The following is a 23862-nucleotide window of genomic DNA, read 5'->3' on the forward strand; positions in this document are numbered from 1 at the left end:
GCTTTTTTGGATCATTAGAAAATAAACTTAAAGTTGATATTTGGTGCTCAAGAAACTTCCATCTCCCGGCATCCATCTTCCAGCCTTATTAATCTAATGTGAGTCTTTTCAGAGACCATGAATTGCCGTTGTAGATATCCAAATCTACCTTAGTATTAATCCCATGAACGATTCCGTTTTCTGTAAATTGCCAGAAATCCCACTGGTCATCAGGAGATGGTGTTGGGACGTCATTGTAATTGGCAAGCCACAAAGGGTAATCTTTAAACTCTCCCTTCAGAAAATCCTTATAGTAATGGTAATATGTATAAATAATAGGCTTTTCACCGTAGGTTTCTTCCACAATTTTACACCATACTTTTAAATCTTCTATCAGTTTTTTATTGGTTTTTCGTTTTGGAATCTTTTCAATATCCAGAATCGGAGGAAGGTCGCCGCTCTCTAGTTTTACATTTGCTAAAAAATTATTAGCCTGCATCACCGGATCTTCATCAGCCCTGTAAAAATGATAAGCGCCACGGATCAGTTTGTGTTTTTTAGCCATTTCCCAAAACTCATCAAAATGTTTATCCGCACTTTTATTTCCCATAGTAGCACGCATGACTACAAATTCCAAAGGAATGGTTTTGTTACCGATACTGAGACTGTCCCATTTGATGTCTTCCCTGTTTTGATAGTGAGAAACATCAAAGCCATAGGTTTTATCAAGATTATTGGCTAATACTCTCTGGATTCTTGAACTTTCCTTTTCGCTGTTGTGAAGTTTTTTATGTATGAATTTATTAAAGTATAATGCATAATAATAGCTTACAGATTGCTTGAGATAAAATCCAGTCCCGATTAAAGCTACAATTAAGATGGCTAATATCACTCTTCGACGGAAAAAATAGCTGTTCCGTCTGTTCTTATGAATCTGTTTGGCAGTTTTTTTGGTGTACTTTTTTGGTGTCATAAAGTTTTGCAAAACTAACTTTTTTCACATCTAAATGCTAAATAAAATCAGTAAATTTGTGTATTATGGAAACACGCGAAAAAATCATCATTATAGGAGGAGGATTTGCGGGGCTGCAGCTTGCAAAAACATTGAATAATAAGAACAAAAAGGTCATTGTTCTGGATCGGATGAACCACCACATGTTTCAGCCGCTTTTTTATCAGGTAGCCTCTGGAAGAATAGAACCTTCCAATATTTCTTTTCCCTTCAGAAAAATTTTTCAGCAATCCAGAAACACACAGTTCCGGATGACGGACGTTAGAGAAATTGATGCCACAAACAATAAAGTTATTACAGATGAGGCAGAGTTTACTTATGATAAACTCATCATTGCAACAGGTTGTAAAACTAATTTTTTCGGTAATAAAGACCTGGAAGGGAAAGCCTTCGGAATGAAAAATACCCAGGAAGCGATCAGCATCAGAAATCATGTTCTGATGACGTTTGAAAAACTGATTATTGAAAAAAGCCGAAGCGATGACGGAAACTGGAATATCGTTATTGTAGGAAGTGGTCCTACCGGTGTAGAGCTTGCAGGAGCCTTTGCCGAAATGAAAAAAGATATTCTACCAAGAGATTATCCTTATATGAATTTCGATCAGTTAAAGATTATTCTTGTAAGCTCTACAGAAAAACCTCTGGCAGTAATGAGCAGTGAAGCTCAGGAAAAATCTGAAAAGTACCTTAAAGATCTTGGAGTCACATTCATGAGCGGAGAAGTTGTTACAGATTATGATGGAGATAAAGTACATTTGAAAAGCGGTAAAGAAATACCATCCAATAATGTCATCTGGGCTGCAGGAGTTACAGGAAATGTAATTGATGGTTTCCCTGAAGAAAAATTAGTCAGAAACAGATATATCGTAGACCGATACAACAAAATAAAAGGGTATGATAATGTGTATGCCATCGGAGATATTGCCTATATGGAAACTCCAAAGTATCCACAAGGACATCCACAGGTAGCCAATGTTGCCATTAATCAGGCCAAAAATCTAGGTAAAAATCTCTTAAAGAAAAATGAAAGTGAATGGAAAGAATATGAATACGATGACAAAGGTTCTCTGGCAACCATAGGGAAGCACAGAGCAGTTGTAGATCTACCTTTCATAAAATTTCAGGGATTTTTAGCATGGTATTTCTGGATGTTTCTCCATTTAATGCTAATTTTGAGCGTTAGAAATAAGCTGGCCATATTCTTCAACTGGATGTGGAGCTATATCAACAAGGATTCTTCCTTAAGATTAATTATTATACCTACTAAGAAAAACGGAACATTACAATGAGAATTGATATCATAAGCGTACTTCCAGAATTGATGGAAAGTCCATTTCAAACCTCTATTTTAAAAAGAGCAATGGACAAAGGACTGGCAGAAGTACATTTTCATCACCTGAGAGACTGGGCAATCAATAAACATAAGCAAATTGATGATGAACCTTACGGCGGTGGCGCAGGAATGGTGATGATGGTAGAACCATTGGATAAATGTATCTCAGAACTAAAGTCTCAAAGAGAATATGATGAGGTAATCTATCTGACCCCAGATGGGGTAACTCTTAATCAGAAAATAGCCAATTCTCTTTCTATTAAAGAAAACCTGATCTTTCTTTGTGGACATTATAAAGGAATAGATCAAAGGGTAAGAGACCTTCATATTACCAAAGAAATATCTATTGGTGATTATGTGCTTACAGGCGGTGAACTTGCTGCATGTGTATTGGCAGATTCTATTATAAGACTGCTCCCGGGAGTTTTAAATGATGAGCAGAGTGCTTTAACAGACAGTTTTCAGGATGATCTTCTGTCACCACCTATTTATACAAGACCGGAAAGCTATAAAGGACTTGATGTTCCTAAGATTTTACTCAGCGGAAACTTTCGTAAAATTGAAGAATGGCGTCATGACGAAGCAGTAAGAATTACTAAAGAAAAACGTCCTGATCTCCTTTAATATAGTGTTACAGATCATTTAAGCCCTGTTTTTTTTAATTATTCTATTTGTCTACAAATTAAATGGAATAATATTTGTTATTATTGTAAGTGAAAAGAAAAATATTAGCAACTTTGGCTTTATAGTTGGAATTTTGTTTCGATTATTTGTTGTTTTATTTATTATTTTAATTTTTATATATTGAATAAAATTGCGAATTAATTGAAAATTTAATTCACTACAAATGGTTTTATTGATTTTTTTTATTACTTTTGAAATATTTCTTATTAGAAATTGATTTATCATATTGTAGATTGATCAATGAAATTTGAAAAAAAATAATAAATTTACATTTAGAAGAAAAGAACATATTAATTAAAGTATAGAAATTTGTGTTGATGGAACTGTTCTCTTTTTATAATGTTGAAAATTTATTTTTACCCGATCCGAAACCTGTCCATAAATTAGATCCTACTAAGTCAGGTTTAAGAAACTGGGATGAGAGAAGATATAATAATAAACTTTTTAAAATCTCTCACGTATTTCAATTGATGAAGGAGGAAAATGAAGTATTGCCATTTATCATAGGATTATCTGAGGTTTCCGGAAGGAAAGTTTTAGAAGATCTTGTAGAAATGGATCCCTTTAATTCTGAATATGGAATTGTGCATTACAATTCTATGGATGAAAGAAAGGTAGATGTAGCCATGTTATACGATAAAAATAAAGTAGAGGTCATAGATTCTGAGACCATTACTTTCTTTTTTGAAATAACCTATAAAAACACTGGAAATTACGACACAACCAGAGACGTACTGTTTTCGAAAATTAAATATAAAGGGGAAATTATTAATGTCTTTATCGCCCATCTTCCCTCTAAGCGCGAAAAAGATATCAATAAACCCAAGAGAACTTTTATATTGAATGAGATCCGGCAGCGGATTATGAAAATTGTAGGTGATGATAATGAACATGTCATATTGTGTGGTGATTTTAACGAAAACCCGGATGATGAAAATTTAGTGCAAATTCTCTATGACAACGATCATGAGAAGGTTCTAATGAACCCTTTTCAGGAGTTGTTTTCTACAAGAAATTATTCTACTTTTCATTATAAATCTGGATTGCTCTATGATCAGATTATTATGTCAAGATCCCTCCTTGATAATAAGACGCTGGCTTTTCAGGAAGCCTGTGTGTTCAATTCTGAAAAAATTAGCAGCAGGACCAGAAATTTTGAAGGTCGACCTTTCCGAACTTATGCCGGTACCCGGTATTTAGGCGGATACAGCGATCACTTCCCGGTTTTTGTAAAGTTTAAAAGCTTATCATAAAAAACATAAATAATAAAAAAGTAGAAAATGAAAAATTCGAGCAACACAAGCTATCATTTAGATTCCATCGACAAAGAAATCATTTACATGTTGATGGATAATGCTAAAACTTCTTTAGCACACATTTCAAAAAATGTGGGAATTTCCACAACAGCAGTACACCAAAGGATTAAAAAACTGGAACATGCAGGAGTTATTGAAAACTCAATTTCATTCCTGAATCCTAAAAAAATCGGGTATAAGGTGATTTCATACATTGGGGTATTCCTGGATCAGCCAAGCCATTATCCTGAAGTGGTAAAATCTTTGCATGATATCAATGAAGTAGTGGAAGCCCACTATACAACCGGGAATTATACAATATTCCTGAAAGTTCTTTGTAAGGATAACGACCATTTGATGCAAATCCTTAACAAACTCCAAAAACTGAAAGGAGTAACAAGAACAGAAACTTTCATATCTTTGGAACAAGGTATTTACAGACAATTGAAAGTATAACGATATGAACATAGCCCAATATTTGGATTCAACTTACTTGAAGACACCGGAACAATCAGGTATTTCACATGAAGGAACTCTTCAGATTGATAAAGAACTTGCCCAGGTAGCCATAGATAATGGAATTTTTGCCGTCATGATCCGTCCGGATTATGTGGCTGAGATCAAAAAATATATTCAGGAGAGAAATTCAAATGTTGCAGTAGGAACTGTAATAGGATTCCACGAAGGAACATACTCAATAGAAGAGAAACTTGCTGAAGCTTCAAAAGCTATTGAAGATGGAGCAGATGAACTGGATTTTGTAATTAATTACAATGCCTACCTTCAGGGAAATACTGAATTGGTAAAAGAAGAATTTGTGAAATGTACGAAGTTATCTTTGGACCATCATAAAATTGCCAAATGGATTATTGAAATTGCTGCTCTAACTGATGAGCAGATCGCAGACATTACCAAAAGTATTTCAAATTGGGCAGAAGAGAATTTTTCAGCGAATGATTTATCTGAAATTTTCGTTAAATCATCAACCGGCTTTTATGAGACTGCAGATGGAAAACCTAACGGAGCAACATTTGAAGGTATAAAGATAATGCTTGATAATGCAGGAAAACTTCCTGTAAAAGCTGCCGGAGGAGTAAGAACTCCTGAAGATGCTGAAAAAATGATCAATATGGGAGTAAAGAGAATCGGAACTTCTTCTGCATTGGGATTAATTAAAAATGAATCTTCATCAGGCGGATATTAAGATCGATATTCAAGAACAATAAAAAAACCATCAATTCAATTTGATGGTTTTTATTTTTTATACCTGGGCCTGGTATTCTTCATAGAATTGTTGGGTTTCCTTAATTAGGGCATCCATTTCTTCTAATGTGAAGACTTCCAGGAATTTTTTTCTGAAATCTTTAAAGTGAGGAACTCCACGGAAATAATTACCGTAATGCTGTCTCATTTCTACCAATCCTAATCTTTCCCCTTTCCATTCTGCACTCCATTCTGCATGTTGACGCACCGCTAATAACCGGTCTGAAATAGTGGGAGCAGGTAAGTGTTCTCCTGTTTTAAAGAAATGCTTGATTTCATTAAATATCCATGGATAGCCAATGGCTGCACGTCCGATCATGATTCCGTCACAAGCATACTTCTGTTTGTATTCCAATGCTTTTTCCGGAGAATCGATATCACCGTTCCCGAAAATTGGAATTTCAATATTAGGATTTTGTTTGATTCTTGAAATATGTTCCCAATCTGCCTCCCCTTTGTACATCTGTGCACGGGTTCTGGCATGTATGGTAAGCGCTTTGATTCCGGTTTCCTGTAGACGTTCTGCCACTTCATCTATATTGATACAGGTGCTGTCCCATCCCAGACGGGCTTTCACCGTTACAGGGAGGTGAGTGGAACTCACTACTGCTTTTGTAAGACGAACCATCAGGTCAATGTCCTTTAAAACTCCGGCACCGGCACCTTTGCAGACTACTTTTTTTACAGGACAACCAAAATTAATGTCTACAAGGTCTGGATTTACTGTCTCAACAATTCTCGCAGACATGGCCATTGCTTCTTCATCACCACCGAAGATCTGTATCCCGACTGGTCTTTCATAATCGAAAATATCCAGCTTTTTACGGCTCTTCATAGCATCACGAATCAATCCTTCAGAAGAAATAAATTCCGAATACATTAAATCTGCACCATGCATTTTACATAAACGTCTGTATGGAGGATCACTTACATCTTCCATCGGAGCCAGCAAAAGTGGAAATTCCGGCAGTTCTATGTTGCCTATTTTTATCATGGTGCAAATTTACAAAATTCTGATTATTAGAAAATATGATATTATCTATTAATGTAAGTGATGAGTTTGAAATGAGTGGAAGAGTATTAGGGAGGGAAAGTTTTAGGGTTTTAGAGTATGAAAGTGGGGGGAGAAAAATTGTTATAATAAGAATGACTGATTTTAAACCTTAAATCTCTAGAAGCTTGCTTTTACCTGCATGCTTCCAATATGAATCGTTCTTTCTCCTGAATTTCTTCCTTCGTAATTTAGGTTCAATTGGATGAATGAATTAATGGCCTGTTGGATGAATACACTCCATACCTGGTTTTTTCCTGGTTTCAGACCGTCAAGCATCTGGTTACCCACAATACTGAAATTGTTTCCATTGAAATTATTGTTGATAAAGGAGAAGTTTCCACGAACGGAGGTTTTTCTGAATTCCCATTGAACGGTTCCTGTAATATCAAAAGCTTTTAATAATTCTTCCCCGTCTATTCTTTGTTTCTGGCGGTAAGCAGAAGAAAGTTCTGCCTGAAGAGCATCTGTAAATTTATAAGTGGCTTTTGGCTTGGTTTCAAAATTATTTAAACGGTAATCTCTAGTTGTAAATAACTGCGATGAGTTTTTGATATCATGAACGGAGTTTTCCCAGTCTACTCTGAATTCCTTATTGAACCAGTATCCAATATTCAGGAAGTGAGAAGTCTGTTCACGTTCTTCATTACTGAAATTAGCATTGATGAGATTGTCATTCGTAATAAATCGATAATTCCCGTTCCAACCGGATTTATCAGTCGGATTAAATTGTATGGAGGCTAAAATATTTTGATTTTTAAGGATCTGATCACTGTTTTTTTCAAACGGATTCAACACCAAAACTTTATCTTTTTTATAGAATGAATTCTGAGAGTTTAATGAAATGTTGAAGTTCCAACGTTTTAGGAAGGCATTTTCCGAATTAAAGACAATGGCCGGATTTACAAATAAGGCCAGCTGTATTTTATTTTTATTGGATGGGATGTATCGTACGGAATTGGTATAAACCCTGATGTATTTAGCTAAATCAGAATATTCAGCAATTTCAAATTCATCAAGCTGTTGAATGCCGTCACCATTGTAATCCGTCCATTTATAAACACCCTGTCCGTCTGTTACTTTAATATATTGAAACTCTCTCTGCGCTTCCTGTCCGTTTCCAAGTTCATAGAATGCCTGTAAACGCATCCCGTTTCTGAAAAGCTGTTGATTATAGAGAATATTTCCAACCACAAAATCATTGTTTCTGGTTACCTCAATATCAGTACCCTGATAGAAGAATTTCCGGTAATGAATCAATGCATTTAAAGTCGTTTTTTCGGTTTTGATGATTTGGCTTTCCGCCATGAATCCCAGGATATTGTTCATGTTCTGAAGTCTGTTGTCCCGTACAGAATCATTATCCCTCATATATACCTTGGCAAGCAGCTTTGTACGGGTGCTGTCCCCGATTTTCTTTTGAACAAAGATTTCCTTCCAGCTGAAGCTTGTGACATCCATAAGCTGGGTATCATTGTATTTCTTCTCATTATGCTCCATGCTTCCTCCTAAAGTCCAGCTTCCTTTCTTTCCGGTAAATTCTGTTGAAACTCCACCACGGATAAACTTTGTGTCCTGAAGGGTAGCATTGGTATTCAGGAATGATAAGTTTCCTTTTGTAAAGAAACTTCCGGTGATCCAACCGAAATCCAGGTCATTTTTAAGCCCTTTATAAGAATCCTGTTCATTTAAATAATTGACACGGTAATTCAAAGTGGATTTATTATTCCATTTATTTAAAAAGCTGAAAATAAATCGGTTCTGTGTTTTTTTGTTGAATTCCTGAGCTAAGTTGAAGTCTCTGGAGAATTCCACGTCATTGATACGGTCCAGAATATGGAACTGTTTGTCTATATATTGGTATTCAAAGCTTGGTGTTCCTTTCCATGAGTTTTTTGTAAATGTTTTATTCCCAAAAATACGCCATGCATAGCCCATATTCTGGCCAGAATCCTTTGATGAAAATAAATTGATGTCATAATTACTCAAAGAAATATCAGCTCCGATTTTTCCTTCTTCCAGCAAATATTCAGAATTAAGAGAGAACACCTGAGATTTCTGTGGAGAAGGAAGTTTTCTTACTGCTCTATAATCTCCGGCATTAGGACCTACATATTCAAAAACACGTCCGTTATTGGTAGTCTGCGCCGTTTTATAATCTCCCTGATTAGCTCCGAAATAGGTGAACGAAACCTGATAAAGAGTTTCATTTGGATCTGTAGAAAGTTCATAAAAACTTCCGGCAGTTAAACGGTATAAGATCTTGTTAACATCATATTCTGTAACCACTCCAGATGGAGCATACATCAAATTGGGATCATTTCCTGCATTAGCAAGGATCTGTTCATCTTCTTTTGATAGACTTAGTGCAAGAGGAGCATTTTTATTATCATTCTCCATAAACCAGTTCAGCCCAACCTTGAATTTTTCTCTCTGATGTTCCAGTTTTCCTGTAAATAAATATCTTGAATAATTCCTGTTCGCGTAGTTGTAGGAAATAGTGACGAAGTTTTGCTGGAAAATAGGACGGAAGCTGGTAAAAGTAACCTCACCGGTATTATAGTTGATGACATAATCCTGGTTTTCACCACGCTTCATTAGGATTCCGTCAATAAATACCTGCTCGGAACCGGAAATCAGCGTAATAAACTGCTCTCCGTTTTTTCCTGTCAAACGATAAGGACCCTGGTTCCCTTCAACTCCCTGAAAACGGATCCTGTGAAATTCACTTCGCGCCACCCCTGCAGAAATGTCCAGAAATGTTTTATTCTCCTTTCCGAATTCAGTCTGAAACTGAATCCCCATGCTTCTTCTCTGGTATTTGGCAAAATAATTTTTAGATTCCATCAGGTCGAGATGCCCTGCTCTAAGAATAGATTTATCCTTAATATTAAGTTGCATGTAGATTTTGTCAAACTCTTCTAAAGTCTGAGTATATCCGTCTGCCTGAATAGGTAAATTATGATCGGAAATACTTGCTAAAATAGTCACATCTTTGGAAAGGCGGCCAGAGATCTGGAGATCCATGGAACTCTGCACAGATTGTCCCTGATTATTACCAAATGTAATCCCACGGATAATGGAACCTTTGGAATTAAGTTCTCCTAAAAATCTTTTTTTATCATTTTTAGCCAGTACAGCTTCGTCAACAACAATTCTGTTGTGGGTACGTATAAAGTCTAAAGTATCTTTTGCAAAAATGTCCTGTTCAAACTTCGCTGCGAGAATACTGTCCTTTTTTATGCTGTCTTCAAGAACGTTTGGATTTTTCCATGAGAAAACCTGAGCATTTCCTGAAAATATGCCAAAGAAAAATATAACGACTAGGATAAAAATATTCCGCAACTCCTGAAAAATAATTCGTAAAAATAACTAAAAAATGTTAATAGCAATGAACCAACTATTATTAACAAAAAGTTAACCTATTTATTGTGTGAAATTAGAAAAATGATGTAATTTTGTTACGAAAATTATTAATAAATAAAATTTTAAATCATGAAAAAACTTTATTCGTTTTTTGCTACTGTTTTGGTAGCAAGTGGAATTTTTGCTCAAACAGCTTTCAATGCTACTTTTGATGATGTAGTTGGGACAGGTGGAACAGATGGATTATGGAGCGGACAAGTTGCAGCTGGTACATTTACTGATGGAACAGGTTCTTATACAACAGGAGGGGATTGGACATTTGCTAAAATCTATAAAGGAAATGGATGTCTTAAAGCAGGAACAGGTTCTGCAAAAGGTTCTATTACTACACCTTCTTTTACTTTATCTGGTGATGCAACATTAACTTTCAAAGCAGGAGCTTGGAATGGAAACAATGAAGGTACTACTTTGAATGTTTCTGCAACGGGTGCAACTTTAAATACTGCATCTGTAACTTTAGTAAAAGGACAATTTAGCACTTATACTGTTAATATTACAGGAGCTACTGGTGCTGTAACGCTTAAGTTTGAGGGTGCAGTAGCATCTAACAATAGATTCTTCATTGATGATATTAAGGTAACTACTGGAACCTTAGCTGTTACAGAAATCAAAGGAAAGTCTTCTGCTAACTTCGTGAAAAACACTTTCGTGAAAAACAGCGAAATTACTTTCGGAGCAGATGTTAAAGATGTAAAAGTATACAACATGTTTGGACAGATTGTAAAAGAAGCTTCTGTAAAACAAAACGGAACTGTAAATGTTGCTGAATTAGCAAAAGGAAACTATATCGTAACAGGTACAGTAAACAAAGAAGCAGTATCTCAAAAAATCTTAAAAGACTAATTTAAATTTAGTTTTTAGATCAAAATATGATCCGGCCATTTCGAAGAAATGGCCGGATTTTTTTATGTTAATAACTTAATTTTAATTGTTGGAATATAGCATATTTATGACAGGATTTTTGTAATTTCCCAATTAAATGGTTTTGTTTTTGATATTTTTACAACGACATCATGTTTAAAATTATTTAAATGAAAAAAATATTTACTATTGCTTGTTTAACTTTGGTAACTGCTTTTGCAAATGCCCAGATTGTGATCAATGAGATCTATGGCGGAAATGGAAATTCAGGAGCTGTTTTCAAAAATAATTATATTGTTCTGAAAAATATAGGAACCACACTGGTTTCTTTGACAGGGGCAAGTATACAATATGCACCGGCAATCGGAGCTTTTACAGAATACCATACGCTGCCTGATCTTACCTTGGGACCGGAGGAGACTTATCTGATCCAGGAAGCAGCAGTGGATGGAGGAGTGGAAGCATTACAAACACCCGATTTTATTGCAACAACAGTTACGAATTTTGACGGAACTCCCAATAAATCTGCGGGAATAAGAATTTCAGGTACATCCGGAAAATTAGTATTGGCTGGAAATATTGTACAGGTGACAAGCCCGTCAGCCTCTAATGTCCTGGACTTTGTAGGGTATGGTACTAATGCAGACCAGTTTAAAGGTGATGGTCCCGCTCCTTCTCCTACAGCATCAACGGCTATCAGAAGGACTTTAGAGAATAACAGCGATAATATGGCAGATTTTTCTGCAGAAGGAGCTGGAAAAGGAGGGTTTGTTCAGAATCCGTTTGTTAAAGATGGTAAGGTAGTTTTCGGAATGCAGATCAAAGATGTCAGGATATATGATACATTCAGGCAGGTTGTTAAAAAATCACCTACAAAATTTGCCCAGAATATAGATATTACAGAACTTCCTAAGGGAACCTATTTTGTAACAGGAACAATAAATAATGCACCGGTTTCACAAAAGATCGTAAAAGATTAGTTTTTCAATATTTTTTGATAAGGAGCAGCTTATGTTTTAAGCTGTTCCTTTATTTTTAATACCAGCCTCTTCTTGCTGCATTAATGATGGATCCAAGGTTAAGAACCAGCGTATATCTGATCCGTTTCGCATAATCTTTGAATCCGGGCTCAAATCCCAATGAAGACTGCACCGGAAAATAAACTTCAAGGAAATCCGGGATGATTCTTACCTTAATTCCGCTGTCCCAGATAAATTTTTCAGAATGATCCTTGTTTTTATATACTCCTGCATCGGCATATACATGAAAAATCTTCCATATGCTGGAGTCTACATTTACAGAAGTGATCCATTGATTAACCGTTCCGGGAAGAAAAGATTTGAACCCTCCGTCAGCCAGAATAAACTGCTGTGAAAGAAGACCACTACTGGCACTTTCTCCTAACAGATTATAAGAGAATGTGTAGTTGGATACTCTTGAGATCCCATAATTGAATAAGTCATTTCGGGTATCATTTCTTAGAAAATATCCTGCAAATAAACGGACGCTCAGCTTTTGTTTTGGAGCAAATTCCCATCTGTAGAATCCTTCGGCAGTGATTTTGTTGAAGTCTTCCATTCCCTGAGCACTCAGGCTCAAGCTTTTTTCGTGGATCATCTGGCTGTCACTATAACCGTATCCCAATCCCCAAAGGTTGTATTTTTTGTAGTCATCATTGGCGATCATGACAGGGCTCAGATCTCTTTCAAAATAATTATAAGAAACTCCAATACTCCTGCTTACTGTACTCCTTGGATTTTTCCTGAAGCTGAATGTTGAAAATGCAGAACCTTTTCTGTATGCTAACCCATAGTCATAGTGAAAATAAGATCCGGAAACTCCAAATGTAATACTTTTGAATACACTTTCAGCTGGCAGAAAAGAGTAGGAAACTGCTCCTGAACCAGTCAGTTTGCCTGTTCCTGTACTATATGTTGGCGTAAATGAATACAGAAATTTCTGATCAAAAAAGGATTGATTTTTAAAATTAGCACCCAATAAGAATTTATCGTAAGTGTTGTTAAAACGAATTCTGGGGCTTACATAAATTTCATTGTATTCAGGGTTCGGAATATCCTTTATAAGTTTAAATTTGAGCTTTTTTGTATTTAGAAATAATCCTTTGGCATATAAGAAATTGTCCCGATAGCTGGACTCCGGGAAAATGTAATCATTATTTAAGGTTACTTTATAAATATTATCAGATACAGGAAGAGAAATCTCTTTAGTTTTCTCATTTTCTCCTGTTTCTATCCAATAGGATTTTATTTCTCCGTCTCTGGTTTCTGTTTCAAGTTTTACAGGAATAGAAGCATCTGTATTTTTGGCAATTTTGATCTGTAAAGAATCATTTTCCTTTTTAATATGTTTCAGCTTAAAATTCACTCTGTTTTTTTGATTGAAAAAATGGCCCAGATAATGGGCAGACTTTTCTTTTTCAGACAGCTGTTTCAGGAAATCATCAGGATTTACTTTTCTTCCTGAGTTTTTTGAAAGATATTCTTTTATAAGATCATTAAAGCTCTGATCCCCCATTTTATCAGCAGAATAATTAAACAGGCTTCCTGTCTCAAAACTGCTGATCGCCATATCATTAAAGTTACTTAAAGAGGTGAATTTTTCATCAATTTTCTGATCCAGGTTCTGAAGCATAATATATTGATAAGCTAATCCGTAACGGTCCAGAAGTTTTACCTTGGATGCATGAAATAATTTTAAAGGTTTGATCCCGAATATTTTGGCTTCCGGCAGCATCCCTAAAAGTTTGGTGTCTTTATAGAACTTTTTCAGGTATTGAATTTCAAGATATGATTTTAGACCGCTTTTAAACCAATGATCTTTTTGTTTATCAGCAATGATATTCTCATCAAGAACTTTTTTGGTAATAATTCCGAAGTAATCAAGGTCTGTTTTTTCAGCATCAGTAAATAAAGGGAATCTGAATTTCCAGAAAGTAATATCATTATTCCCGAAGAAATCTTCTTTTGCTCTGAACTTATCTGAGATAAATATACTCTTCGGAAGAGATCCGATTTTTTCTTTGAGGAACTTTAAATGAAGGGGTAAGTAAAACTCCAGGTTCTGTTTTTCTTCAGGCTTAAGGTTATAACCAAACTTAATTTCAGTATCTGTACCGTCAATATTGGTTTTTATGACAGGATAAGTATTGGGTGAAACTGAAAATTCAGGATCAGAATCCAAATAACCCTGGAAGGAGTTCATCTGAATCTGAGGTAGGTTACTTTCGATAAAGCTGTTTACCGGAATATCAAAATTTACTGTCCAGAAAGTGTTGAAACTAACGGGCTCTTCAATATCGTGGTATTTTCTTTCAGAAATATTGTCCGGATCAAAATGATCCGGAACAATAAAGAAATATTTTAAAGCAGTATTCTGACCGGATGTTCCATATCCCGTAAATTTTTTATCGGGAAGCTGCATGCGGTAGTGTAGCTGCAGGGTGATACTTTCGCCAGGTTTTAATGCTTCTTTCAGGGGAAGGAAAAGATTTTCATCTGAAATAGCATTTACGGATATTTCCTGGTTTTCTGAATCTTTAATATCCAGTTCCAGTAATTTTCCCAGTTCAGGACTCTTTGCAAAATGCAAATCATTGTTTCTGTCTTCCAGTTTTCTGTAGACTAAAGAAGTTCCACGTTTGTTATAGGCGGAAACCCAATTCAGAAGTTTTACAGTTTGCAGTTCTTTGTCAGAACGATTGTAATAAACAATCTCCTGGTTTACCTCAAGGGTTTTTCTGTCAGGAGAAAGTTTTGCTCCAATATATATACTGTCTTTCTGTGCAGAAACCTGTACGACTCCACAAAACAAAATAAGACAAATGCTGATCTTTTTCAAATATCCGTGATAAAGTCTCAAATATAGCTTATTTTGTATATACTTTATAAGATTTTAGTTTTGAATTTCTTTTTTTTCCAAAGAATTAATATAAGCATTCCAACCTTCATTTTTATAAGTTACAGCTGCTGCTTCCGGATTTTCAGATTTATAGATTCCTCTTCCTACGATGATGAAGTCTGTATGTAAAGTTTTGAAAACATGTTCCGGAGTATTGTACTGCTGTCCTTTTCCATCTCCTGAATCTGCAAGGTTTACCCCAGGAGTGAATAGCAGAAGATCTTCAGGAATTTTATTTTGAGAAACCCCTCCGATTACATTAGGATGCGATAAAGCTACTTTTAAAGCCTCCTCACGGTAGCTGGTTGTTGTTAAAGCTCCTTTTGAAGACATTCCAACGATGGCTACAACTCCTACATTTTTGAAGCAGTCCAATGATTCGAAACCTCCGATTACCTGAGAAGTTACAAAATCAGCCCAATCTGTAATTTTGAAAACTCCACTTGTAAACTGTAATTCTTGAGTATTTCCAATATCTGCAAATTTTCTATCCTCCATCAATAGAAACTGATGTTTTACAGCGATTTCTTTTAATGGAGTGATCGTTTTTTCATAATCAAAATCGGAAATAATATCGATATGAGTCTTTAAAGCAATAATGTGCGGACCTACTTTTTCTGCTAATTCCAATAGTTCCTGAGTCATTGTTACATCAGCAGAAGCGATCAGGTTTGATTTTTTTGCCAAAGCTGTTTCCAGTAATTTTTTCGAAACAGAATGTTGAGTGTTGCTCAGCTTCTGCTCATAAGAACTTCTGGTTTCCTCTTCAAACTGAATGTGATTACCCTGTAGGAAATCCTGAATTCTCTTCACTTCTTCATCAGATAACTCTCCGGTTTCCTGAAGAATTCCACATACTTCAGAAATGTTGAAAAGAGTATGTACTCTATACCCTTTGCTTTCCAGCAGCTGTTTTCCACCCTGCTCTCTGTCCAGTACTACTACAATATCTGCAACTTTAAGGTCTTCCTGTTCTACTTCAGCAATTGTTTCCACCAAAGATTTTCCGGAAGTGATAACATCTTCTACCAAAAGGCAGTTTTGACCTTTCTGATAAATTCCTTCGATCAGTTTTTTGGTACCGTAGCTTTTTGCTTCTTTTCTCTTAATAATTAATGGAATATAACTTTCCAGTGACATCGCTGTTGCCATAGGAAGAGCAGCATAAGGAACTCCACAGATTAAATCAAAATTATCCAATGGAAGCATTTCCAATAAATAATTAGCAAGATTTTTTAAAATTTTAGGATCCGAAGCCAAAGGTCTCAGGTCTACATAAAAAGGACTTTCGATGCCACTTTTCAAGGTAAACCTTCCAAATTTAATTATGCCTAGCTTGTAGCATTCCAAGAAGAATTCTTTTTTACTTTCCATTATTTTTTATTAGATAGTGCAAATTTAAGGATTTGAAATAAGGCTTAAAAATTTATCACCTATTTGATTAATAAAAAACCATCCTGCATTAAACAGAATGGTTTTAAAAAATATAAATAAACTATTATTTTACGATTTCAGCATCAATGACCTGAGACCCATTGTATTTTTGTTCAGCCTCCCAAAGTAAGAATTTGTCAACCTCTTTGACGAGTTTTGGAATGGTGAGTGACAATACGGCCAAATCATCCATTACTCCAAGTACCGGGATGGCAAATTCAGGAAGGAGGTCAATAGGAGAGATCACATATAAAATTCCCAGTAGGGGAAGAATAATGTCAATGGATCTCATAGGATAAGTTCCTTTTCTCCACATTTTGACCATTCTGAAAATATCAGGAATCTTTTTTACAAAGCCCTTGTGACTGATAGCTTCTTTTGCAAGATTTAATTTTGAATATTTCATTTTGTGTTTGGATTTAAACAAATTTTTCAACACTATAAATTTCACAAATCCTGTACCAACAAATTATAAAATTTAGTTAAAAAATTATTTGATGATATTATCAATAAATTGATGCACAGTCTCTGTGTCCCAATCTTTTGTGGCATCTTCCTTAATGATGATTCTGCCGGTTTTATCCAGAAGGAAAGTAGTTGGGAAAACTTTAGGAAGGATCTTCTCAGATAGAGGACTCTGCGCAATATAGACCGGTACCGTATAGTTATTCTCCTTTAAAAATTTTCTTACATCCTCCTCCTTATCATTCATTGCAATGAGTACAAAATCTACATTGTTTTTTCTGGAATCATAAAGCTTCTGAATAGATGGCCATTCTTTTCTGCATGGCGGACACCAGGTTCCCCAGAAGTTCAGGAAAACCGCTTTGTTTCTAAAGTTCTTAAGGTTAGTGCTTGGAGCATTGATTCCCTTAAGATCTACATCATAATCCTCTTCATTGATGTGTACTGCATTTTCAATGGTAGCAATAGGGAAGAACTGATTTTTCAGAAAATCCTTTACTCCCGGTATAAATGCAATGATACCGATGATGACAATTAATGCAATATAAATAATACCTTTTTTCATATTCTGTTGTTTATAACAGATCTAAGATTTCCTGTACGGCATCCTTACCTCTGTTTTTAGCATAATAAATCTGCAAATCATTATAGAAGGTGTCTTTTGGATACCCTTCAGGGTCTGCTTTATATTTCATTAATAACTCATACCCGTACTTTGGGCGTGGGCCCCATGAATTCTTTACATTAAAATCCTTGTCCAGTATTAATACTTTAGGAATAGACTCTGTACCGTTGGTTAAAAACTGGTTGATCAGGCTTTTGTCATTATCTCTTAGAAAAACTCTGATCTCATTATGACCTTCAAAGAATTTAAAAAGCGCAGGAACTGTTGCACTGGCATCTCCACACCAGGCCTCGGAAATAATTAAAATCTTCCCGTCAAAATTTTTGGCTGCTAATTCTTTTCTCTGGTCTTCATCCGGAACATACTTCTTTATTGTTCTGTCCATTCTATGAAGCCCAAGCTCATAATATTGTTTATATTCGATTTCCTGTTCGTTGGCAGGATTATCTAATCTTTGTTGTGCGATTTGAAGGTATTCTTCAAACGAAATTCCCTGATCCCAGTAATTTTTCATCACCCGAATATTTAGTTAAAAATTATTGATATTTCTTGTTTTATTAATCAAAAATAGGTCTGCCAGTACAAATGCAGCAAGGCTTTCCACTACAGGAACAGCTCTAGGTACTACACACGGATCGTGACGTCCCTTTCCTTCTACAATAACAGGATTTCCTTCTTTATCAATACTGTCCTGAGGTCTCAGAATCGTTGCCACCGGTTTGAAGGCTACACGGAAATAAATATCCATTCCGTTGGAAATTCCTCCCTGAATACCTCCTGACAAGTTAGATTTTGTAGTAAAATCAGTATTAAACTGATCGTTATGTTCTTTCCCTGTCATTTTTGCTCCACAGAAACCGCTTCCATATTCAAAACCTTTGCAGGCATTGATATTCAGCATTGCTTTTGCCAGTTCTGCCTGAAGTTTTGAAAATATAGGTTCACCAATTCCTACAGGAACATTTTTGATCACGCATGTAATGGTTCCACCGATTGTATTTCCTTCCTTTTTTATTTCTTTGATTCTGGCAATCATTTTTTCTGCTGTTTCAGCATCCGGGCAACGTACATCATTGCTTTCAGTTTGAGAAAAGTCTAGAGCCTGATAGGGTTTTTCACAGAAAATATCACCTACAGAAGAAACATAAGCATTGATCTCAATTTCTGGTAAAAGCTGTTTGGCTAAAGCTCCTGCCACTACCCAATTCATGGTTTCCCTTGCCGAAGATTTACCTCCGCCACGATGATCTCTGAAACCAAATTTCTGATCATATGTAAAATCTGCATGACTCGGACGGTACGCTCCAGCTATATGGTCATAATCCTTTGATTTCTGATTTTCGTTTTCAATGATAAAACCGATGGGTGTACCTGTTGTTTTTCCATCAAAGATTCCGGAAAGGAACTTTACTGTGTCACTTTCTTTTCGTTGTGTAACAATAGCAGACTGGCCGGGTTTTCTTCGGTTCAGTTCATATTGAACCTTATCGAGATCTACCGTTAAACCTGCCGGAAAATTATTGATGATACCGCCATAAGCCACTCCGTGACTTTCTCCAAATGTTGTAAGACTAAGAAGATTACCTAATGTGTTGAACATAATACAAAATTACCTTTTTTTCTTCATATAATAAAGTTTCAGCATTTGTTCTATTTATCAGTGTTTTCGATAATATTGATGACTGCTGAGGCTTCTTTTTTTTCTCCGGAAGTCATTCTTTTCCAGATAAATCCTTTGCTGATGTCATTTTTGTTGATAGGCTGAGGGAAAATTTCAGCTTTTACATCGTCAAAAATAAAGCTTGGAGATATAGCCGGCAAGGGAGTTTCAAAATTATAAGGATAATTTCTGGAGACATTGAATTTTAAATTCCCAACCTTACAATTATTGAATTGTTGGTAATAGTAAACTGATGGTTGATAAAACTGATCTTTTTTAAATCCGGCCATAAAATTCCCAAGCTGAAAACTTGGAATGTATTTTTGAATAATACCAGGAAAAGTCAAAAGTGAAATAAAGAATAAACTAAGTACAGAAAAAGCAGCAATAGATTTTTTTCTGTCCCAGTATTCGTAAAACAAAACAAAAAATATGATGAAAAATACATCAATAAAAAACCTGTATTGTGCTGAGAATACTAGCACCAATATACTTTTTATCCATAGGGAAATACAGATCAGGGTGATGAGTCTCTTTTTTTTAACCCAGGCAAAGACTGAAAAAGTAAATAGGCTTACTATAAAAAAGATATTTATTTTTGATTTAATCCCCTTCAGTAAAAACCAATTTTTTATATGCTCCAATGTGGAAAACTTTTTAATTTCTTCATAAGAATACTGCATGTCATAGGTTTTCATGACAGCATACTTGGAAGAGGTTTTCAATATTTCATCATTCGGTTTCCAGCTGAAACCAAAGTCTCCGATAGATACTGGGAATACAGGGTATCCGAATGTCCATATATTTTTAATAAAGAATAAAATTAAGATGATACTTCCGAAAAACAGGGTTTTAAAATTTGATTTGAAAATAAAAGTTTGACAAAGAAAAACCAGTACAGGAAGCCAGATCATGGTAGGTTTTATAGAAAAAACAAAAACTGAAAAAGCAAAGAGGAGACTGGTGTTTTTATTTCCGGATATTATCTCATTCAGAATAATTAAAGAAAAGACAATGACCGGAAGATCAGGACTTGGTGATTGTGAAAAAAATAATAAAATCGGAATAAAACACAGATGAATCCAGTTTTTTTTTTCAATACTGTATAGAGTGTAAATAATCAGGAGAATGGAATTGATTCTCAGAAAAGGATCTGAAAAATTGGAAAAACCAGCCTGGAAAATATGCCACACTGACATCTGTCCCAAGGTAAGATCCAGATTGGAAATACCCTTGATGAGTCCATATTCTGTAAGCCACTTGATTGTGGGAACATAATATCCGAAATGATCTAATATATAAGGATAATAAGCTCCGGTGAATAGAATGATGATGGAAATAAACAGAGTTAAAAAGCAATCTCTTTTTGAAAACCGGTAAAATTCCAGATAAAGTTTTTCTTTAAAGAAATAAAGGATACCCAATAAAATGCTGATGGTCTCTACATATATGTTCAGAGGAGTGAAAAAGGAAATAACGGTCCATACAAGACTTATTCCCATAATTCCTGAAAGTATTTTTCCTGAAATTCCCTGAAATAATATTCCTGAAAATTTTTCCATGATTTTTCCGAGTCCCAATAAGACCGGAAGAAGAAAAATAGTGGAAAACAGAATCAGTATCATAAAAAAAGATTGCCTAAAAATAAGCAATCTTTATATTTTATGGTGAAAAAATTTATCTTCGAGGCTGTACTCGTCCGTCTTTTCTGTCCTGAGATCTACCGATAGTATATCCTGTAGCTCCACCTACGACACCTCCGATTACGGCTCCAAGACCTCTGTTTTTCTTGGCAATGATGGCTCCGGCAGCGGCACCACCTACAGTTCCAATAATGGTTCCTTTTGCGGCTTTACTCATTCCTTTTTTCTGAGTAGTTCCCTGTGAAGCACTGCTTCCGTTATCTGCATATCCGCCATTGCTTCCGCCTCCTGAATTGGAGTTAGAGTTTCTGTCACGGTATACTGTTCTTGTTTCTCTTATAACTCTTGGTTTTGAATTATTTTCAGCAGTAGCTTTCGCTTTTTTGGTTTCAGTAATACTATCAGCTTTTTTCTGAGCTTCGTATACCAGCTTTTCTTTTTCAATAGCCAGTTTCTGTCTTTCTATTTCAAGCTGTCTCGACTGGAATTCAAGCTTTTGCTCTTCCAGCGATTTTTCAGCAACTTTATCATCTTTCTTGCAGGCCGTAAATAAGAAAACGGATAAAAAACCTGCCAATACTATCTTTTTCATAATTCAAATTTTAATAAGCTTAAGCCAAAACGGCTTTAGCTTTAGTTTTATTTCCAATTATGAAGCCAAAAATTAGTTAAAGAATGTTAAAGTTAATGTTGAAATAATTGAATTAATTCTAAATCCTAATACATTTCATCGTAATAAAGGGGATTTGTAAAATTTGAGCAACGTATTTGTAAGGAGAATTAAAGTTTTAAAATTTGAAAATTATTCGTTATAAACGAGATTTATCATTGTTCCCTGGTTTGCTGAGGGATTTTTTATTAGAAGAAATTCGTAAAATATAGTTAATCCATAATTTTTGTTGATTTAATTTACGATGCTTATTTTTGAGTTACTAAATTACTTTCAATATGAAAAAATCAATTTTTACAGTAGCCGCTGTAGTAGGATTACTGGCTGTTACTACTTCGTTTTCTTCCACTGATGTTGTGGAATCTCCGTCTAAAGCTCGTACAGAAGTATCTGTGAAGGATACAAAAACAAAGACATATCCGGTTCGTTATGGATTGATCTCTATGAATGGAACGAAAATGCTTTCAGGTTCAGGATTTGATCTGGGAGGTTTTGTCGCCAAAAATACAGCTACGGGAGTGGATTATTTCACTGGCCAATACAATCACCGTGCGCTTCCACAGTATTCTGAGGAAGATCTTCCGGAAGGAACTTATGAATTTTCAGGCATTCAGGGCCAGGGTGGCTGGGTAGGTTATGGAACAGTAATTGCTACTGTATCAGATGAAAATATAGATGATGACGGATACATTACGATATATGTTCCAATCACATGGGAAGAATAACTTTGTCAAAACAAAATATTTATCTACATTTACAAATCCTCGAATGAGGATTTTTTAATCGATAATATAGGTAATTAATAACTGTTAAATATACCAGAACGGGATATAGAAACAGTTTATACAATATTCTGTTTGGATTTTTCTGAATAGATTTTTTTCATCATTTGTGTTTTTTAGGCCTCCGAAAGGAGGCCTTTTCTTTTTTGTGGTGGTTGATGACTGTACTCATATATTTTTGGAGACGGTTCAGGTATCTTTGAGTAAACATCTTCTATTCCATATATCCTTATGATTAATTACAAGTTCCTCATTTCGGGGAACTTTTTATGTGTAAAAAGTAGAATAGGAAGTTGGGATTTACTTTCAGAACGTAATATTTGCAGGTTTTTTATGACTGTACGCATAAAATAGATAAAATGTAAGATCTAATTTTGAGTTAGAATTAAAAAGATTAATTTTTATTTCTGATATAAAATTTTTTTTCATCATTTGTGTTTTTTGAGGCCTCCACCCGGAGGCTTTTTTATTGATCAAAAAGGATTCTGCCATCAAAAGGATGATCCCAGACAACAAAGATGTTGTCATTTAATCTTCGAACCGGGGCTTGCAGCATTTCATACTCTCCATTTTCATTCAGTTTCTGTACAATAAGGCTTATTCCTTCACCTATTTCATTCGTCTTAAACTCAATCTGAAATTGCTTTTCATTGTTTTCAGCAAAATCTGTTTTTTTAAACTGTTTTTGTGACATGATAGTGACATGATATTAGATTTAGATATTATGTTAAATAATAGAATAAATTATGCCAAGTTGTAATTTTTTGTGCCTTTTCTGGATTATGCTGGATTTTTGAAGAATTTTTAAATTTCCTTAATTTTTATTTTTAGACTTTTTTTTCAATTATTAAATTGTTAATAATTGTAGATCTGGATTTGTATTGTTTGTGTTTAGTGGAGTTATTATTTGTATATATTTAAAGTTCAATTGGTTTTGAGTGTTTATTTTTTAATTTAATTTTCTCTGTTTATTAAATTAATTTTATTTTTTTTTCATAAAAAATAACTTTTGGCACGATTTTTCAATATACCAATGCAACTCATGTTTAATTTGAGTTTTCATGGTTATTAGTTTTTATCCTCGGAATTTCCGAGGATTTTTTTTGTTTGTATATGACAGTACTTATAAAAGATAGTATTGATGTTGATTTATCTTTGAGCAAGATCATTTTCTATCCATCACTTTTTGTATTATTGAACAGGCTCTTTTTGATTGAAAGAGCTTAATGATTAATAATATTTTTTAATATTTCAATTTTTTCGAGCAATGCAATATTCTCTTTTTCCAGTTGGGAAATGTAAGTATGCATATTTTCCCCGGAGATTTCGTTGGAAGGATGTGACGTATAATCTGCTTCATAAATTTCTTCAACAGGAACATTGAAGAAGAGAGCTATCTTTTCCCATTCATTTTTCGTGATTTTTATATAGCCATTTTCTTTCCTGCTGTAATTGGAAACTTCTGTAGGAATGATATCTGCTACCTGTTGTTGAGAATAGCCTTTTTGTTTTCTGATGGCGCGTAGTTTTGCTTTTTTCATTGGATAGGCTTTATGCAAATGTGTAGAAAAAAGAGATACGGAGGTTATGGATTTCCGTAATGTAGAGTGTAGGTATGAATAATCCGATACATAGACTGTTGTTTCGTTAAGTCATTTTTTAGGATCAGTGCTAAAAGTTGTGGAGGAACAAATAAGAGATTAACTTTGAGGATGCATATTCCCGACGAGCTATTAAAATTATTGTTACCTGATTTTTTGG

The 23862-nt window shown here is 34.9% G+C and carries 22 protein-coding genes; 9 read left to right on the top strand and 13 right to left on the bottom strand.

Features of this window, described 5'->3' with window-relative positions:
- Window positions 1-88 precede the first annotated feature (88 nt).
- Window positions 89-952 (bottom strand): glycoside hydrolase family 25 protein, encoded by an 864-nt coding sequence (locus DRF65_RS26005; protein WP_115973618.1) that lies wholly within the window; start codon window positions 950-952, stop codon window positions 89-91.
- Window positions 953-1017: 65 nt separating this feature from the next.
- Between DRF65_RS26005 and DRF65_RS26010 the strand changes: the two genes are divergently transcribed.
- The 5 genes from DRF65_RS26010 to deoC all read left to right on the top strand — a co-directional run bounded on the left by DRF65_RS26010 (window position 1018) and on the right by deoC (window position 5507).
- Window positions 1018-2280 carry an NAD(P)/FAD-dependent oxidoreductase gene (locus tag DRF65_RS26010; protein WP_115973619.1) on the top strand — a complete coding sequence of 421 codons (1263 nt, stop codon included), beginning with the start codon at window positions 1018-1020 and terminating at the stop codon, window positions 2278-2280.
- Window positions 2277-2948 carry a tRNA (guanosine(37)-N1)-methyltransferase TrmD gene (trmD, locus tag DRF65_RS26015; RefSeq protein ID WP_115973620.1) on the top strand — a complete coding sequence of 224 codons (672 nt, stop codon included), beginning with the start codon at window positions 2277-2279 and terminating at the stop codon, window positions 2946-2948. Before DRF65_RS26010 ends, trmD begins: the two co-directional genes overlap by 4 nt.
- Window positions 2949-3325: 377 nt before the next feature.
- The gene (locus DRF65_RS26025) at window positions 3326-4261 is read left to right on the top strand and encodes an endonuclease/exonuclease/phosphatase family protein (protein ID WP_115973622.1); all 936 of its coding nucleotides are present in this window, start codon (window positions 3326-3328) and stop codon (window positions 4259-4261) included.
- A gap of 27 nt (window positions 4262-4288) precedes the next feature.
- Entirely contained in the window at window positions 4289-4759 is a 471-nt protein-coding gene (locus DRF65_RS26030) for an Lrp/AsnC ligand binding domain-containing protein (RefSeq protein ID WP_047379047.1), read from the top strand.
- A 4-nt stretch (window positions 4760-4763) separates the two neighbouring features.
- A complete protein-coding gene (gene deoC, locus DRF65_RS26035; RefSeq protein WP_115973623.1) occupies window positions 4764-5507 on the top strand; it encodes a deoxyribose-phosphate aldolase in 744 nt (247 codons plus the stop codon).
- Window positions 5508-5564: 57 nt separating this feature from the next.
- On the opposite strand, the gene dusB is transcribed toward deoC, so the two are convergent.
- Window positions 5565-6560: a tRNA dihydrouridine synthase DusB gene (dusB, locus tag DRF65_RS26040; protein ID WP_115973624.1), complete on the bottom strand. Its 996-nt coding sequence runs from the start codon at window positions 6558-6560 to the stop codon at window positions 5565-5567.
- Between the two features lie 35 nt (window positions 6561-6595).
- On the opposite strand from dusB, the gene DRF65_RS28680 reads away from it, so the two are divergent.
- Window positions 6596-6733, top strand: a complete 138-nt coding sequence (locus tag DRF65_RS28680) for a hypothetical protein (protein WP_165852316.1) — start codon at window positions 6596-6598, stop codon at window positions 6731-6733.
- A 4-nt stretch (window positions 6734-6737) separates the two neighbouring features.
- Here the strand turns inward: DRF65_RS28680 and DRF65_RS26045 are convergent, their stop codons facing one another.
- Window positions 6738-9962, bottom strand: a complete 3225-nt coding sequence (locus DRF65_RS26045; RefSeq protein ID WP_115973625.1) for a hypothetical protein — start codon at window positions 9960-9962, stop codon at window positions 6738-6740.
- Window positions 9963-10112: 150 nt separating this feature from the next.
- On the opposite strand from DRF65_RS26045, the gene DRF65_RS26050 reads away from it, so the two are divergent.
- The gene (locus DRF65_RS26050; protein WP_115973626.1) at window positions 10113-10886 is read left to right on the top strand and encodes a T9SS type A sorting domain-containing protein; all 774 of its coding nucleotides are present in this window, start codon (window positions 10113-10115) and stop codon (window positions 10884-10886) included.
- A gap of 188 nt (window positions 10887-11074) precedes the next feature.
- Window positions 11075-11884 carry a T9SS type A sorting domain-containing protein gene (locus DRF65_RS26055; protein WP_115973627.1) on the top strand — a complete coding sequence of 270 codons (810 nt, stop codon included), beginning with the start codon at window positions 11075-11077 and terminating at the stop codon, window positions 11882-11884.
- Between the two features lie 55 nt (window positions 11885-11939).
- Here DRF65_RS26055 and DRF65_RS26060 read toward each other — a convergent pair whose 3' ends face one another.
- The 8 genes from DRF65_RS26060 to DRF65_RS26095 form a co-directional block, all read right to left on the bottom strand.
- On the bottom strand, window positions 11940-14783 hold the full coding sequence (locus DRF65_RS26060) for a gluzincin family metallopeptidase (RefSeq protein WP_228438956.1): 2844 nt from the start codon (window positions 14781-14783) through the stop codon (window positions 11940-11942).
- A 33-nt stretch (window positions 14784-14816) separates the two neighbouring features.
- The gene (gene pyrF, locus DRF65_RS26065; protein ID WP_115973629.1) at window positions 14817-16196 is read right to left on the bottom strand and encodes an orotidine-5'-phosphate decarboxylase; all 1380 of its coding nucleotides are present in this window, start codon (window positions 16194-16196) and stop codon (window positions 14817-14819) included.
- A gap of 124 nt (window positions 16197-16320) precedes the next feature.
- Window positions 16321-16662 (bottom strand): YkvA family protein, encoded by a 342-nt coding sequence (locus DRF65_RS26070; protein WP_115973630.1) that lies wholly within the window; start codon window positions 16660-16662, stop codon window positions 16321-16323.
- A gap of 84 nt (window positions 16663-16746) precedes the next feature.
- Entirely contained in the window at window positions 16747-17286 is a 540-nt protein-coding gene (locus tag DRF65_RS26075; protein WP_115973631.1) for a TlpA family protein disulfide reductase, read from the bottom strand.
- 10 nt (window positions 17287-17296) lie between these two features.
- Entirely contained in the window at window positions 17297-17860 is a 564-nt protein-coding gene (locus DRF65_RS26080) for a thioredoxin family protein (RefSeq protein WP_115973632.1), read from the bottom strand.
- Between the two features lie 15 nt (window positions 17861-17875).
- Window positions 17876-18946 (bottom strand): chorismate synthase, encoded by a 1071-nt coding sequence (gene aroC, locus DRF65_RS26085; protein WP_068944604.1) that lies wholly within the window; start codon window positions 18944-18946, stop codon window positions 17876-17878.
- A 50-nt stretch (window positions 18947-18996) separates the two neighbouring features.
- Window positions 18997-20568, bottom strand: coding sequence for an LIC_10190 family membrane protein (locus DRF65_RS26090; protein WP_228438958.1), 1572 nt, complete (start codon window positions 20566-20568; stop codon window positions 18997-18999).
- Window positions 20569-20683: 115 nt separating this feature from the next.
- Complete coding sequence (locus DRF65_RS26095) at window positions 20684-21241, bottom strand: YMGG-like glycine zipper-containing protein (RefSeq protein ID WP_115973634.1); 558 nt, start codon at window positions 21239-21241, stop codon at window positions 20684-20686.
- Between the two features lie 356 nt (window positions 21242-21597).
- On the opposite strand from DRF65_RS26095, the gene DRF65_RS26100 reads away from it, so the two are divergent.
- Window positions 21598-22044 carry a hypothetical protein gene (locus DRF65_RS26100; RefSeq protein ID WP_115973635.1) on the top strand — a complete coding sequence of 149 codons (447 nt, stop codon included), beginning with the start codon at window positions 21598-21600 and terminating at the stop codon, window positions 22042-22044.
- A gap of 523 nt (window positions 22045-22567) precedes the next feature.
- Here the strand turns inward: DRF65_RS26100 and DRF65_RS26110 are convergent.
- Both DRF65_RS26110 and DRF65_RS26115 read right to left on the bottom strand, forming a co-directional pair.
- On the bottom strand, window positions 22568-22795 hold the full coding sequence (locus DRF65_RS26110) for a glutathione synthase (protein WP_115973637.1): 228 nt from the start codon (window positions 22793-22795) through the stop codon (window positions 22568-22570).
- A 529-nt stretch (window positions 22796-23324) separates the two neighbouring features.
- Window positions 23325-23642, bottom strand: a complete 318-nt coding sequence (locus DRF65_RS26115) for a helix-turn-helix domain-containing protein (RefSeq protein ID WP_115973638.1) — start codon at window positions 23640-23642, stop codon at window positions 23325-23327.
- Between the last annotated feature and the right edge of the window lie 220 nt (window positions 23643-23862).

The sequence above is a fragment of the Chryseobacterium pennae genome (genome assembly GCF_003385515.1).
Taxonomy (GTDB): domain Bacteria; phylum Bacteroidota; class Bacteroidia; order Flavobacteriales; family Weeksellaceae; genus Chryseobacterium; species Chryseobacterium pennae.

Coding starts and splice junctions, on each gene's coding strand:
- DRF65_RS26100 (WP_115973635.1), top strand. CDS start 21,598: ATGAAAAAATCAATTTTTACAGTAGCCGCTGTAGTAGGATTACTGGCT.
- DRF65_RS26070 (WP_115973630.1), bottom strand. CDS start 16,662: ATGAAATATTCAAAATTAAATCTTGCAAAAGAAGCTATCAGTCACAAG.
- DRF65_RS26075 (WP_115973631.1), bottom strand. CDS start 17,286: ATGAAAAAAGGTATTATTTATATTGCATTAATTGTCATCATCGGTATC.
- DRF65_RS26090 (WP_228438958.1), bottom strand. CDS start 20,568: ATGGAAAAATTTTCAGGAATATTATTTCAGGGAATTTCAGGAAAAATA.
- DRF65_RS26055 (WP_115973627.1), top strand. CDS start 11,075: ATGAAAAAAATATTTACTATTGCTTGTTTAACTTTGGTAACTGCTTTT.
- deoC (WP_115973623.1), top strand. CDS start 4,764: ATGAACATAGCCCAATATTTGGATTCAACTTACTTGAAGACACCGGAA.
- DRF65_RS26080 (WP_115973632.1), bottom strand. CDS start 17,860: ATGAAAAATTACTGGGATCAGGGAATTTCGTTTGAAGAATACCTTCAA.
- pyrF (WP_115973629.1), bottom strand. CDS start 16,196: ATGGAAAGTAAAAAAGAATTCTTCTTGGAATGCTACAAGCTAGGCATA.
- DRF65_RS26115 (WP_115973638.1), bottom strand. CDS start 23,642: ATGAAAAAAGCAAAACTACGCGCCATCAGAAAACAAAAAGGCTATTCT.
- DRF65_RS26030 (WP_047379047.1), top strand. CDS start 4,289: ATGAAAAATTCGAGCAACACAAGCTATCATTTAGATTCCATCGACAAA.
- DRF65_RS26005 (WP_115973618.1), bottom strand. CDS start 952: ATGACACCAAAAAAGTACACCAAAAAAACTGCCAAACAGATTCATAAG.
- DRF65_RS26010 (WP_115973619.1), top strand. CDS start 1,018: ATGGAAACACGCGAAAAAATCATCATTATAGGAGGAGGATTTGCGGGG.
- aroC (WP_068944604.1), bottom strand. CDS start 18,946: ATGTTCAACACATTAGGTAATCTTCTTAGTCTTACAACATTTGGAGAA.
- DRF65_RS28680 (WP_165852316.1), top strand. CDS start 6,596: ATGATATTATCTATTAATGTAAGTGATGAGTTTGAAATGAGTGGAAGA.
- DRF65_RS26095 (WP_115973634.1), bottom strand. CDS start 21,241: ATGAAAAAGATAGTATTGGCAGGTTTTTTATCCGTTTTCTTATTTACG.
- dusB (WP_115973624.1), bottom strand. CDS start 6,560: ATGATAAAAATAGGCAACATAGAACTGCCGGAATTTCCACTTTTGCTG.
- trmD (WP_115973620.1), top strand. CDS start 2,277: ATGAGAATTGATATCATAAGCGTACTTCCAGAATTGATGGAAAGTCCA.
- DRF65_RS26050 (WP_115973626.1), top strand. CDS start 10,113: ATGAAAAAACTTTATTCGTTTTTTGCTACTGTTTTGGTAGCAAGTGGA.
- DRF65_RS26025 (WP_115973622.1), top strand. CDS start 3,326: ATGGAACTGTTCTCTTTTTATAATGTTGAAAATTTATTTTTACCCGAT.
- DRF65_RS26110 (WP_115973637.1), bottom strand. CDS start 22,795: ATGTCACAAAAACAGTTTAAAAAAACAGATTTTGCTGAAAACAATGAA.